This is a genomic window from Flagellimonas pelagia, assembly GCF_003584135.1.
In the GTDB taxonomy this organism is placed as follows: domain Bacteria; phylum Bacteroidota; class Bacteroidia; order Flavobacteriales; family Flavobacteriaceae; genus Flagellimonas; species Flagellimonas pelagia.
Genome location: NZ_QXFI01000026.1, coordinates 503,565 through 517,139 on the forward strand (window position 1 = coordinate 503,565; position 13,575 = coordinate 517,139).

A 13,575-nucleotide genomic window follows, 5' to 3' on the forward strand; every position below is an offset into this window, starting at 1 on the left:
GTCTTTAAAAATACTAATAAATTCAGCTTCTATTTTATTCCCTGACTTATAATTGTCAGTTTTCAATTTTCAAAAAGATTTTAGGTGATTTGTATCAAAATCAAAGGTTTCAAATCTTAAAGTTTAAATTTTAATATACTTTTGTTACCACAAAACCCTGTGCATGCCAAAGAATTTAGTTATTGTAGAGTCCCCTGCAAAGGCAAAGACCATAGAGCGATTCCTAGGAAAAGATTATCAAGTTGAGTCAAGTTTCGGCCACATCGTAGACCTTCCTTCAAAGGAATTGGGAGTGGATGTGGAGAACGATTTCAAGCCAAAATATACCGTAGACAAAGAGAAGAAAACCTTGGTGAAAAAACTCAAGGACCTTGCACAAAAAGCCGATGTGATCTGGCTGGCCAGTGATGAGGACCGCGAGGGAGAGGCTATTTCTTGGCACTTGGCGGAAGAATTGAAGTTGGATAAGAGCAAGACCAAAAGGATTGTTTTCAACTCCATTACCAAATCTGCCATTCAAAAGGCCATTGAAAATCCCAGGGATATCAACTACAATTTGGTAAATGCTCAACAGGCCCGAAGGGTCTTGGACCGCTTGGTGGGTTATGAACTTTCCCCGGTGCTTTGGAAAAAGGTAAAACCAGGGCTTTCGGCAGGTAGGGTACAGTCCGTTGCCGTGCGTTTGATCGTGGAACGCGAACGGGAGATTGAGGGATTCACCCCTGAAGCATCATTTCGTGTAAAGGCAGAATTCAAAACGGACGGCGGGAATGTTTTTGCTGCCAAGTTAAACAATACCTTCCCGACCAAGGCGGCTGCCGAGGCTTTTTTGAAAAATAATATCGGCGCTGATTTTGCGGTTGCCGATTTGGCCAAAAGACCGGCCAAAAAATCCCCTGCGCCACCGTTTACCACGTCGACCCTTCAACAGGAAGCATCGCGAAAGCTATATTTTTCGGTGAGCCGTACCATGCAGGTGGCCCAACGACTCTATGAGGCCGGTTTGATCACCTACATGAGAACGGACAGTGTCAATCTTTCCAATGAAGCCCTTTCTGCGGCTAAGGATGCGATTATACAGAGTTATGGTGATGAGTATAGCCAAGTGCGAAACTTTACAGGAAAGACCAAAGGTGCCCAAGAGGCCCACGAGGCCATTCGCCCTACCGATATGAAGTTGCAGTCCCCATCATTGGAGCGGGACCAGGCCAAGCTTTATGAATTGATCTGGAAGAGGACGCTTGCTTCGCAAATGAGTGATGCGGAACTGGAGCGTACCAATGTGAAGATTAAGGCCAGTACCCACGACGAGGAATTTACTGCTAATGGAGAGGTGATCAAGTTTGACGGGTTTCTTAAGGTATATCTAGAAGGAACCGATGATGAGGACAATGTGGAGGAACAAGAAGGCATGTTGCCTGCCCTTCGTGTGGGCGAGGCACTTCAAAATATATACATCTCTGCAACAGAAAGGTTTACCAGACCACCGTATCGTTACACAGAAGCTTCTTTGGTGAAAAAGTTGGAAGAATTGGGTATCGGAAGACCGTCTACCTATGCGCCTACCATTTCCACTATCCAAAATAGGGGCTATGTGGAAAAAGGCAGTGTTGAAGGAACGGAGCGAAAATATGTTCAGATGGTTTTGGAATCCGGGAAACTCTCGGAACAAAAACTCTCTGAAATGGTGGGGTCGGATAAAGGAAAATTGGTTCCCACGGACATAGGAATGATCGTAAATGACTTTTTGGTGAACCATTTCACCAAGATTCTCGATTATAACTTTACCGCTCAGGTAGAAGAAGATTTTGATGAGATTGCCGCCGGCGAAGAGGATTGGCAACAAATGATGAAAAACTTTTACAAGGATTTTCATCCGAACGTACAGGAGGTTGAGGAAACTGCTGAGCGTGCCAGTGGTGAACGGGTATTGGGTGTAGATCCCAAAACGGGGCGACAGGTATCCGTAAGGTTGGGTCGCTTTGGCCCGATGGTGCAGATAGGAACGGTGGACGAGGAAGAAAAACCGCAGTTCGCCAGTTTACTGCCCGAACAGTCCATCGGTACCATCACTTTTGAAGAAGCCATGGAACTTTTCCAATTGCCAAGAAAGCTTGGAGTGCATAAAGGTGAAGAAGTGGAGGCCAATGTGGGCCGATATGGTCCTTATGTACGTTTCGGTAAAAAATTCATTTCCCTGGATCAAGGCGAAAGTGCTTTCGATGTAGATTTGGCACGGGCTATTGAATTGATCCAGGAAAAAGAAAAAGCCGATGCGCCTATTGCCACTTACGAAGGTAAAGAGGTGACCAAGGGAAAGGGAAGGTTTGGTCCTTTCATCAAATGGGACGGCATGTTCATCAACGTGAACAAAAAATACGACTTTGATCATCTGTCACAGGCCGATGTGATCGAATTGATCGAGGACAAAAAAATAAAGGAGGCCGAGAAAGTGGTCCAAGAGTGGCCGGAGGAAAAGATTAGGATCGAAAAGGCCCGATGGGGAAGACATAATATTATAAAAGGTAGGGTAAAAGTGGAGCTTTCCAAAGATGTGGATGCCGCCAAGATGACACTGGAAGAAGCCAAGGTCCTGCTCGAAAAGAAAGCACCAAAGAAAAAAGCCAAGACAAAGGCAAAGAAATAATATGAATAAAGTGAGAATCATTGGACTACTATTCTTATTAGTTGGAATTGCCATTCGATTTGTCCTTAAAAATGACACTATGGATTTTATTTCTGGACTCTTAGTTGGACTCGGAATTGGATTGACCATAGTTGGGAGGATAAGTATTAAAAAATAATATTTCTATTTTAGAATTGATTCAGATTTCGGAATTGAATTCAAAACAATATCATTAAGTTCAAATAAAAGATGGCGTTCGATTTTTTGGTCCCTGTTTCGGACAAGGTATTGGCACATTCCGAATTGTTGCCACAACAGGCATTGGGCAAGAACATTTTTATGCACACAGAGAAAGACGGACTTCCCGTCTTTGCCCAGGCCGATGTCGCCATTTTTGGCGTTCTGGAATCCAGGAACGCTTTTGAAAAGAAGCCGGAGAAACTCGATTTGGATGAGGTGCGCATCCAATTGTACAAGCTCATGATGGGCAATTGGAACTCTACCATCATCGATATAGGGGATGTGGAGGAAGGTGATTCCGTAGAGGACACCTACTTTGTGGTAAAGGAAATCGTGGCCGGGCTTTTGGAAGAAAATATTATTCCGATAGTGATCGGTCTTACCCAAGACATTACGTATCCCACGTACAGGGCCTTTGATAAGATCAAGGATATGGTGAACCTGGTATCCATCGATAGCCGTTTTGATTTCGGGGAAGATGAGGAGCTGATATCGTCCCACTCCTATATGAGTAAGATCATTACCGATAAGCCCAACAATCTTTTCAACTTTTCCAATATCGGTTACCAGAGCTATTTCAATGCACAGGAAGAAATGGATCTTATGGAACGACTGTTCTTTGATGCATACCGTTTGGGAGAGATTGCCAACAACATAGGATTGGCCGAGCCTGTTTTGCGGAGCAGTGATATCGTAAGCTTGGACCTTAGGGCCATCAGGGCAGCTGAAATAGGAATGTCCAAGAACTTTTCCCCAAATGGTTTCACGGGAAGGGAGATATGTGCCATTGCCCGGTACGCTGGCATCAGCGATAGGGTTTCCCTTTTTGGTATCTACGAAGGGGAGAACTCATATCAAGCATTTCAAATGATTGCCCAGATCATTTGGTATTTTATAGAAGGGCTGAGTTTCAGGATCAAGGAACAGCCCAGCTCCAAGAGCGAAGACTTCACAAAATTTACCGTGCCCACCGATTCGGAAGAACTGGTATTCTACAAAAGCCATGTTACGGAACGCTGGTGGGTAGAGGTCCCATCAATTTTAGCTGAACATACTAAAACAAATTCGGTGGCGTTATTACCATGCACCGAAGAGGACTATTTGGATGCTTGCAACCAAATTATCCCAGAAAGGTGGTTCAAAGCCTATAGGAAAGGCTTTAACTGAACAAATTAAAATTTTGAGCATTGGTTGTGTTTGCACAATAATTTATTCAAAAATCAGTTTTGAGAGTAATGAAAATGTGTTTCACAGTCTAAAATCTTGAATCGATAATTTAACCTAAAGTATGAGAAAGCTATTCTTTTCATCTCTAGCACTTGTTTTTTTGCTAAGCAGTTGTGGCTCTAAATCAAGGTCAAAAGGTGAACTAGTTGGGGTCAGTGGAAAACAATGGCATCCAGAAAAACCCTATGGGATGGAACTGATTCCCCGCGGCGCCTTTGTAATGGGTAAAGCTGAGGAGGATCAGGCGAAAGTATTGAACGCTCCGACAAGAACGGTAACCGTTCGTTCCTTTTATATGGACGATACGGAAATCACCAACAGCGAATACCGACAGTTTGTGGAGTGGGTAAAGGATTCCATTGTAAGGACCAGATTGGCCATCTTGGCCGATGAGCTTGGCATTGGACCGGAAGACGAAGGTATCGGGGAGTATGCTTTTAAGGATACTGACACCACCGAGCTTTCCGCTTATGACAAATACATGCTCGACAACTACGCCGGACTTGGTGAAACAGGCTATGAAGGAAGGGCATTGAACAAGGATGTGGATTTGATCTGGGATACTTCCGAATATCCAGATGAATACTATTCCGAAGTAATGGATTCCATTTATCTTCCTGAAGAAGAAAGTTATAATGGTCTAAGGTCCATTGATGTGACCAAACTGAAGTACAAGTATAACTGGATGGACATTGAGGCCGCTGCTAGGGCCAAGACCGGAAGAAGAAAAGATTTTATCAGACACGAAGAATTGGAGATCTATCCAGATACTACGGTTTGGATCAAGGATTTTGAATATTCCTATAACGAACCCATGCACAACGATTATTTTTGGCACGATGCCTACAGTGATTATCCTGTAGTGGGTGTAAACTGGATGCAGGCCAAGGCGTTCTGTAACTGGAGGACCAAATTCAAAAATGACGACCAAAAATCCCGTGGCAAACAGTTCGTGAACCAGTTCAGGTTGCCTACCGAAGCCGAATGGGAATATGCCGCAAGAGGTGGTATTGAAGGAGGAACGTATCCATGGGGGGGGCCATATGTGATCAGTGATACCGGTTGTTTTATGGCCAACTTTAAACCACAGCGTGGAGATTATGCCGCTGATGCGGCATTGTATACCGTGGAGGCAAAATCATTTGAGCCGAACGATTACAATTTGTACAATATGGCTGGAAACGTGTCGGAGTGGACAAGTTCAAGTTTTGACCAAAACGCATACGATTATCTTTCAACCATGAACCCCAACGTGGGATCGGGCCAGAACAAAAGAAAGGTGATACGCGGTGGATCTTGGAAGGATGTTGCTTATTTCCTTCAAGTGAGCACCAGGGACTATGAGTACCAAGATTCTGCAAGGAGCTACATCGGCTTCAGAACGGTACAGGATTATATGGGAGAGGAAGACTCGACCAAAGGAAAAGGATTATAAAATAGAATTCAACGAGAACATTATATAAATCAAAGTTTGTAACCAAATACTTATTTATATAACTTAATTAAAACTAGAATTATGGCACAGTCAAAATCAACAAAAAAATTGTTTAACATGGCCTACGGGCTTGGAGCATCGGTAGTAATTATTGGTGCATTGTTCAAGATCCTTCACTGGGAGTTTGGACCCCTTACAGGTGGACTTCTTCTTGCGGTTGGACTAATTACGGAAGCATTGATCTTCGCTATCAGTGCATTTGAACCAGTAGATGACGAATACGATTGGGCTTTGGTTTACCCAGAGTTGGCAGGTGGTCAACAAACCGCTAGCAAAAAGCAAGATGCCAAAGATGCCAAGGAAGCAGAAGGTATCCTTTCCAGAAAATTGGACGAATTGCTTAAAGAAGCCAACATCGATGCCAATCTATTCTCTAGCTTGGGTGAGAGCATCAAGAGTTTTGAAGGTGCCGCTAAAAATATCGCGCCTACTACAGATGCCATCCAACACACCAAAAAATACTCTGAAGAGTTGTCACACGCTGCCGCTCAAATGGAGTCTTTGAACAGCTTGTACAAAGTACAGTTGGAAAGCGCTAGCCGTCAAGCCTCTATCAACGAGGAAGTGGTACAGAATGCAGGTGCCTTGAAAGATCAAATGGAATCTTTGGCCACCAACCTATCTTCTTTGAACGGAGTTTACGGAGGTATGCTTTCCGCCATGGGTGGTAGAAACTAATTAGAAGTTTTGATCAACAAAAGACAAACCCAAATCAAATTAATTTTAAAATCTAATTAGAAAACATGGCAGGAGGAAAACAAACACCACGTCAGAAGATGATCAACCTTATGTACTTGATCTTCATCGCGATGTTGGCCCTGAATATGAGCAAGGAAGTACTTGCGGCTTTCGGTCTTATGAACGAAAAGCTGGAGACTTCAAATACGAACATGGATGCAAACAACTCTGAATTTTTGGCCAGCTTGGGCACAAAGGCAGAGGAAAATGCGGAAGAGTACGGTGAACTTTACCAAGATGCTCAAAAGATCAAAGAACTTTCCGATACGTACTACAACTATTTGGAAGGATTGAAGAAAGCAATGACCAAGGATCTCGAAGATCCAAAAGATTATGTGGTCATGGACAAATCTGACTACTTGGACCAAAAATTCTTCCAAGGCGATAATTTAGGCCCTGAAGGAAAAGAGTTCATGAAGCAGATCAATGATTACCGTGAAGGTGTGATCAATACGTTGCCCGAAGATAAATTTACAGCTGTTAAGGAAGCTGTAAAGACTCGTTTTGCAACTGGTGATGCCGACGGAAAAGTGAAGAAAAGGGATGGTACGCGTCAAGATTGGATCAACTATCATTATGAAGGGTTCCCATTGGTAGCCTCTTTGACCAAGTTGACCCAATTGCAATCCGATATTAAAACTACCGAACAAGAGGTATTGAAAAATCTTTTGGAAGGTAACCTGACGGCCGCTGTATCCCTTACAAACTTTGCAAGTACATTGTCCGCTCCAAAAACAGCATACTACACCGGTGAAAAATACGATGGTAAGATCATTGTTAGTAAGACTGACAAGACCTCTACTCCGGTAAAAGCTGAATTGACCTTGGATGGTAGACCATTGAAGGAAGGAACAGATTACGCTTTGGAAGCTGGTGGTATCAAAATGTTGATCAGTGCCGGTACCCCTGGTGACCACACCATCAAAGGAACCATGACCTACATGCAGGACGGTAACGAGGTGCCCGTGGAAGTGAATAACACTTTTGCCACCATCTCCATGCCTAATGCAGCGGTGATCTCTGCGGATAAGATGAATGTGGTATACCGTGGTGTGGCCAACCCAATGACCATCTCCATTCCTGGTATTCCTGATAACAAAGTAACTGCGTCTGCCGCTGGTTTGACCAGAAGAAGCGGAAGCAACTATATCATGAACCCAGGTACAGGTAGATCTGTGACCATTACCGCTTCTGGTACCTTGCCAGATGGTAAAGGTATCTCTACCAAATCTGAGTTCCGTATCAAGGATATTCCAAGACCTAGCGGTACCGTTCGTGGTGAGGCTGGTAGCATCAAAATGCCAAGGAACAACCTTGAAATTGCCACTGTAAGTGCCATGTTGGAAGACTTCGATTTCGATTTGAACCTTGCCGTTAGCGAGTTCAAGTTCAAAGTTCCTGGTCAGCCTACCGTAGTAGTTAGTGGAAACAAATTGGATGCAAGGGCCAAATCCGCTCTTAGGAGAGCCGGAAGGGGCGACGCCATCCAGATATTCGATATCCAAGCGTATATCACCAATAACAAGAGCTACAAGTTGAAGAAAGTATCTCCTGTTATGGTTGAGCTTACAAACTAATAAAGTATAAAAGTATACAAGTGATCATGAATTGGAAAAATGCATTAATAATCGGATTGTTGGGCGTGTTGCCCGTATCAATGATGGGTCAGGCAAACATCTTGAATGCCAAGTTGCCCGGTGATATTGGCAAAAAGACCGAAGCTCAAATAGAGCAGGACGCCGATGAGCCCCTTAAGTACGGTTACGTGGATGATAGGGATATCCTTTGGTCCAAGACCGTTTGGGAGATTATCGACCTGGACGAGCGTGTCAACTTTCCGCTGTACTACCCCACCGATACCATTGGTATCGGGGCAGACAGAAGGTCTTTGTACCACGTTCTGATGAAGAACATCAGAAATGGAAAGCTCACAGAAGTCTATACGGATTCCTATTTTACCGAAAAAAGGAAACTGGAAGACCTTTCTGCGACCTTGAGCAAAATCGATACCACGGACCTTGGTTACGAACAAATGAATGCCGGTGAACAAATTTCCCCTGAGTTTATCAACAAAAGGGATCTTACCGCTGCGGACATTGAGGAGTACCACATAAAAGGTATCTGGTATTTTGATAAGCGCCAGGGAGAGCTTAAATATCGTTTGTTGGGGATTGCACCCGTTGCTCCCGACGTGAACTTTATCGACGACGAGTCTGTAGATCCAAATTCTAACAAAGTTGAATTGTTCTGGGTATGGTTCCCTGCGGCCAGGCAAATTTTGCACGAGGCCAAGGTGTACAACCAGAGGAACTCTGCAAGACCCCTTTCCTTTGACATGCTGTTGAACGCAAGACGCTTCAACGGGGTGATCTACAAAGAGGAAAACGTACATGAAGATCGTAAAATCGACGATTACATTTTTGATAATGCATTGTTCCAATTGCTTGAGGCCCAAAGGATCAAAGAATCCATTAGGGATAGAGAGCAGGATATGTGGGCATATTAATGAAGCTTGGGTTTTAAAGGACTTTAGGGCGAATAAAACCAATAGCTGAATTAATCCCGAAGTATTTCGGGACAACATAAAACAAATTTCCAATTCATTACAAATTACGCCGCACACTAGTGCGGCGTTTTTTTTGTAAAAATTTTCTTGACCCACGTGGTCAGCAAGGCACATATGGCTAATTTTGATCTATGCTGGATTATATAGTGGTAGGTATGGGATTGGCCGGGATTTCCTTTTGTGAAGTACTGGAAAGAGAAGGCAAAACCTTTAAGGTTATTGCGGATCGTTCGCAACAGGCATCCCAAGTGGCGGGCGGACTCTACAACCCCGTAATTTTGAAACGGTTCACGATGGCATGGAAGGCCAAGGACCAATTGGAGATGGCCAAACCCTTTTATGAACGATTGGAGGAAAAATTGGAGGAAAAATTGGATCATCCCCTTCGTGTACTTCGCAAATTTGCCTCCATCGAGGAGCAGAACAGTTGGTTCGAGGCTGCCGACCGTCCGGGATTGGACCGTTTTCTTTCTGCCCTTATCATTCCAAATCAAAATCCATCCATTGATGCCCCCTTTGGCTTTGGAGAGGTAAAACACACAGGAAGAATAGACACAGGGGCATTGGTGAAGGCTTATGGCGCCTATTTGGCAGATAAAGGCACCATCGATCACTCAACTTTTGATTTCTCCGCGCTGAATCACTGTGAAGACCATATCGAATACCAAGGCATAAAGGCTAAACAGATTGTCTTTGCATGTGGATATGGCCTTACCAATGACCCCTATTTTGGATACCTTCCCTTGAACGGGACCAAAGGGGAACTTTTGGTCATCTCTGCGCCAGAATACCAAGAAGGGAATGTCATCAAATCGTCGGTCTTTACCATTCCAATGGGAGGGGCTAAATACTTGGTAGGGGCTACTTACAAATGGAAGGACAAGACCAATGAACCCACTGATGAATCCAAGAAGGAGCTTCTGGAAAAATTGGCCACCTTTTTAAAATGCGATTTTGATATTGTGGACCATGTCGCAGGCATTCGCCCTACGGTGGTGGATCGCAGGCCTTTGGTAGGCAGGCATCCCGAGCAGCACAATCTTTATGTGTTGAACGGATTTGGTTCCAGAGGGGTGCTGATAGCTCCTTATGCCTCTGGACAATTGTTCAACTATATTGAAAAAGGAGTAGCACTCGACCCAGAAATCGATATTCAGCGCTTCACGAAAAAATACTACGGAAATTAACCTTTTACAGGGTGATGGTGTTCCACGGCATGGGAATCATACTTGATAAAGAAATTGATCCAAATGTTTCGGGACAATCTAATGATCAAAGGCATGAAAGCTACCAGAGTGGCCACAATGGAAATAAATGCGGTCTTCAAAGAAGTTCCGATAAAGAGAAAGGAAATCACAAAAGCGGCAACGGCAAAAGCAATACCCACAGCATAACTCACGTACATGGCACCGTAAAAGAAAGAAGGTTCGATCTTGTATTTCAAACCACAGTGTGAACACCGCTCGTGCATTTTAAAAATTTGGGAAAGTGCATAGGGATTAGAGGTCTGATACATGCTTTCCTCATGGCACCTAGGGCAACTTCCTGTTAAAATGCTGTAGAGTTTGGTTCCTTTTTTTAACATTTGCACCGATTTTTACGCAAAAGTAAAGATACTGCAAGTTTTGTTATGTAATTCAGGTCACATAAAATGCTAAATGTTCACAACCTTTCCGTAGCCTTTGGGGGCGAATACCTTTTTGAAGAAATCTCATTCCGTTTGAATGGGGGAGATAGGGTGGGTCTGATAGGGAAAAACGGGGCCGGTAAATCTACCATGCTCAAATTACTTTCCAAGGAAATGCGTCCTGATGAAGGCACCATTGCCATGGAAAAGGACATCAAGATAGGTTTCTTGAAGCAAGACATCGACTTTGAAGAAGGAAGGACGGTTCTGGAAGAATCGTACCAAGCTTTTGCCGAGATCAAGTCACTGGAACTGAAATTGGACGAGATCAACACCGCTTTGGCAGAACGTACCGATTATGAAAGTGAAGGTTATCACCAATTGATGGTAGACCTGAACGACGTGACCCACCGTTATGAGATCTTGGGCGGTTACAACTATCAAGGGGATACCGAAAAAGTGTTGTTGGGACTTGGTTTTAAAAGGGAGGATTTTGAAAAACTTACCGATACCTTTTCAGGTGGATGGCGAATGCGTATTGAATTGGCCAAACTCCTTTTGCAAAGCAATGATGTGTTGTTGCTCGATGAGCCTACCAACCACTTGGATATTGAATCCATCATTTGGTTGGAGCAGTTTCTGAACAATTACTCAGGAGCTGTGGTCATCGTTTCGCATGATAGAATGTTCCTGGACAATGTGACCAACCGCACCATAGAGATCTCTTTGGGTAGGATTTATGATTACAACAAACCTTACACCAAATTTTTGGAACTGAGAAAAGAAATCAAGGAGCAGCAACTCAGTGCCCAAAAGAACCAGGAAAAGCAGATACAGCAGACCGAACGCTTGATTGAAAAGTTCAGGGCCAAGTCCAGTAAGGCTTCCATGGCTCAATCGCTCATTAAAAAGTTGGACAAGTTGGAGCGTATTGAGGTGGATGAAGAAGATAGTAGTGTCATGACCGTTCGTTTTCCAGTGTCCGTAACCCCTGGAAAAGTGGTGGCGGAGGTGGAAAACCTCTCCAAGCATTATGGTTCCAAAAAAGTGTTGGAAGGAGTAGACCTGTTGGTAGAACGTGGCAGTAAGACTGCTTTTGTTGGCCAGAACGGACAGGGTAAGACTACTTTGGCCAAAATTATGGTCGGGGAACTAGACTACAAGGGTAACGTAAAGACAGGCCACAATGTGCAGCTGGGGTATTTTGCCCAAAATCAAGCAGAATATTTGGATGGCGATAAGACCATTCTTGATACCATGATCGATGCTGCCAATGAAAGTAATAGGAGCAAGGTCAGGGATATTTTAGGGTCTTTTTTGTTCCGTGGCGATGACGTGGAAAAATATGTAAAGGTCCTTTCCGGAGGGGAACGCAACCGATTGGCGTTGGCCAAAATGTTGTTGCAGCCCTTCAACGTATTGGTGATGGATGAGCCTACCAACCACTTGGACATCAAATCCAAAAATGTGTTGAAACAGGCCCTTCAAAACTTTGAAGGAACGTTAATTTTGGTATCCCACGACAGGGATTTTCTCCAAGGACTGACCGATCGGGTATACGAGTTCAAGGATGGGAACATTAAAGAGTATCTGGGTGATATCGATTTTTATCTGGAACAACGAAAGGTCGATGACTTCAGAAAAATTGAAAAAGGGGAGAAGAAAGTAGAGGAAAAACTTCAATCGGAAACCAAAGAGAACGATTACCATACCCAAAAGAAACTGAAGTCCCTAAAGAACAGATTGAGCGGTGTGGAAAAAAGGATTTCCCAATTGGAAAAGGAAATAGCGGACATTGATCATGAACTACTCATGGATTACGATACTACCATTGCCAAGCCTGGTTTTTTTGACAAATATCAGGGTAAAAAGAAGGAATTGGAGGCCTATATGGAAGATTGGGAAAGTATCTCCAATGAACTGGAAGCCATAGAATAATCAGCACTTTACTTATCTGACCACAGAATTTAACAACTTCACAACAAAATCCTGTCAGTTTGCCGATTTAATTTGTAAGTTTTTTCATATTCTTATTACTTTGTAGGTAAATTCCCTACAGATAAATAAGTATTAAATGAAAAGATTGGCCATTTTCTTCTTTTTGTTGACAACCTCGGTTGGATTGTCACTGGCAAACGGACAGGTTTCCCAAAGGGAAAAGGACGTTCTCATCGATCTTTATAACAGTACTAACGGAGAGCAATGGAAGGTGACTTGGAATCTTGATACCCCTGTGGAAACATGGAAAGGTGTTGAGGTCGAGGAAGGACATGTTGTAGGAATAACCCTTTTCATGAACAATTTGGACGGGACTTTGCCAGAAAGCCTTGGCAAGTTAAAGTACCTTACTCGTTTGAACTTGGCCTTTAATAATATCACCGGGGTATTGCCCAAGGATATCGTGAAGCTTGAAAGCTTGAAAGAGTTCCGTTTGGAAATGAACAGGATCAAAGGGGCGATACCCCAAGAAATAGGACAGCTTAAGAATTTGGAGGTTTTTTCCATGTTCAATAATTTTTTGACAGGGCCCATTCCGGAAACCTTTGGCAACATCCAGAATTTAAAGGAACTCAATTTATCTAGCAATAACTTGAAGGGAATCATCCCAAAATCCATCGGTAACCTATCCAAATTGGAAGCCCTTGGCTTATTCGAGAATGGCTTGGAAGGCGAGATTCCTGCAGAAATAGGGAATTTGGGCCAATTGAAGGAATTGGTATTGGCCAATAACCAACTGGGTGGTGAGATTCCCGTGGAGTTCTCACAATTGGCAAGCTTGCAGATTTTGCAACTTCAGAACAATAGGTTCAATTCGTATACAGGCCTGAAAGCCATGGACACCAAGCAGTTTTTGGTGTTCGATACCGATGACAAATCGCTTAATCCTAGATTTAACAGTATTGAGTTTGATCGTTCAAGAATGGCAGACACAGAATTTTATGATGAAGATTGTGACTGTATACGGGATAATAATGAGTATAAAGATAATGAGTAGTTAGTTATTACTTTAGTTTGTTTGGTTTGGGGATACAGGGATGTATCCCCTTTTTTTTGAA

Annotated in this window: 10 protein-coding genes; 9 read left to right on the forward strand and 1 reads right to left on the reverse strand. The window is 43.4% G+C overall.

Going from position 1 to position 13,575, the window contains the following annotated elements; all coding sequences use genetic code 11:
* Positions 1-163 precede the first annotated feature (163 nt).
* From topA to D2V05_RS12275, 7 genes are all read left to right on the forward strand, one after another.
* Positions 164-2,647 (forward strand): type I DNA topoisomerase, encoded by a 2,484-nt coding sequence (topA, locus tag D2V05_RS12245; protein WP_119647924.1) that lies wholly within the window; start codon positions 164-166, stop codon positions 2,645-2,647.
* A 228-nt stretch (positions 2,648-2,875) separates the two neighbouring features.
* Positions 2,876-4,033, forward strand: coding sequence for a formimidoylglutamase (locus D2V05_RS12250; RefSeq protein WP_119647925.1), 1,158 nt, complete (start codon positions 2,876-2,878; stop codon positions 4,031-4,033).
* Positions 4,034-4,154: 121 nt separating this feature from the next.
* The gene (porK, locus tag D2V05_RS12255; RefSeq protein ID WP_119647926.1) at positions 4,155-5,528 is read left to right on the forward strand and encodes a T9SS ring complex lipoprotein PorK/GldK; all 1,374 of its coding nucleotides are present in this window, start codon (positions 4,155-4,157) and stop codon (positions 5,526-5,528) included.
* 81 nt (positions 5,529-5,609) lie between these two features.
* On the forward strand, positions 5,610-6,266 hold the full coding sequence (porL, locus tag D2V05_RS12260) for a type IX secretion system motor protein PorL/GldL (protein WP_119640063.1): 657 nt from the start codon (positions 5,610-5,612) through the stop codon (positions 6,264-6,266).
* 65 nt (positions 6,267-6,331) lie between these two features.
* A complete protein-coding gene (porM, locus tag D2V05_RS12265; RefSeq protein WP_119647927.1) occupies positions 6,332-7,903 on the forward strand; it encodes a type IX secretion system motor protein PorM/GldM in 1,572 nt (523 codons plus the stop codon).
* Between the two features lie 26 nt (positions 7,904-7,929).
* Positions 7,930-8,832 (forward strand): type IX secretion system ring subunit PorN/GldN, encoded by a 903-nt coding sequence (gene porN, locus D2V05_RS12270; protein WP_119647928.1) that lies wholly within the window; start codon positions 7,930-7,932, stop codon positions 8,830-8,832.
* Between the two features lie 191 nt (positions 8,833-9,023).
* Complete coding sequence (locus D2V05_RS12275; RefSeq protein WP_119647929.1) at positions 9,024-10,079, forward strand: NAD(P)/FAD-dependent oxidoreductase; 1,056 nt, start codon at positions 9,024-9,026, stop codon at positions 10,077-10,079.
* Here D2V05_RS12275 and D2V05_RS12280 read toward each other — a convergent pair.
* Entirely contained in the window at positions 10,076-10,477 is a 402-nt protein-coding gene (locus tag D2V05_RS12280) for a DUF983 domain-containing protein (protein ID WP_119640053.1), read from the reverse strand. The two genes, D2V05_RS12275 and D2V05_RS12280, sit on opposite strands and share 4 nt — an antisense overlap.
* Positions 10,478-10,543: 66 nt before the next feature.
* On the opposite strand from D2V05_RS12280, the gene D2V05_RS12285 reads away from it, so the two are divergent.
* Together D2V05_RS12285 and D2V05_RS12290 are read left to right on the forward strand one after the other, a co-directional pair.
* Positions 10,544-12,457, forward strand: coding sequence for an ABC-F family ATP-binding cassette domain-containing protein (locus D2V05_RS12285; protein ID WP_119647930.1), 1,914 nt, complete (start codon positions 10,544-10,546; stop codon positions 12,455-12,457).
* 136 nt (positions 12,458-12,593) lie between these two features.
* On the forward strand, positions 12,594-13,514 hold the full coding sequence (locus D2V05_RS12290; RefSeq protein ID WP_119647931.1) for a hypothetical protein: 921 nt from the start codon (positions 12,594-12,596) through the stop codon (positions 13,512-13,514).
* The last annotated feature ends 61 nt before the right edge of the window (positions 13,515-13,575 follow it).

Bases quoted from the DNA above. Each gene is read 5' to 3' on its own strand.
- D2V05_RS12285 (WP_119647930.1), top strand. From the start codon at position 10,544: ATGCTAAATGTTCACAACCTTTCCGTAGCCTTTGGGGGCGAATACCTT.
- D2V05_RS12280 (WP_119640053.1), bottom strand. From the start codon at position 10,477: ATGTTAAAAAAAGGAACCAAACTCTACAGCATTTTAACAGGAAGTTGC.
- porM (WP_119647927.1), top strand. From the start codon at position 6,332: ATGGCAGGAGGAAAACAAACACCACGTCAGAAGATGATCAACCTTATG.
- porK (WP_119647926.1), top strand. From the start codon at position 4,155: ATGAGAAAGCTATTCTTTTCATCTCTAGCACTTGTTTTTTTGCTAAGC.
- porL (WP_119640063.1), top strand. From the start codon at position 5,610: ATGGCACAGTCAAAATCAACAAAAAAATTGTTTAACATGGCCTACGGG.
- topA (WP_119647924.1), top strand. From the start codon at position 164: ATGCCAAAGAATTTAGTTATTGTAGAGTCCCCTGCAAAGGCAAAGACC.
- porN (WP_119647928.1), top strand. From the start codon at position 7,930: ATGAATTGGAAAAATGCATTAATAATCGGATTGTTGGGCGTGTTGCCC.
- D2V05_RS12275 (WP_119647929.1), top strand. From the start codon at position 9,024: ATGCTGGATTATATAGTGGTAGGTATGGGATTGGCCGGGATTTCCTTT.
- D2V05_RS12250 (WP_119647925.1), top strand. From the start codon at position 2,876: ATGGCGTTCGATTTTTTGGTCCCTGTTTCGGACAAGGTATTGGCACAT.
- D2V05_RS12290 (WP_119647931.1), top strand. From the start codon at position 12,594: ATGAAAAGATTGGCCATTTTCTTCTTTTTGTTGACAACCTCGGTTGGA.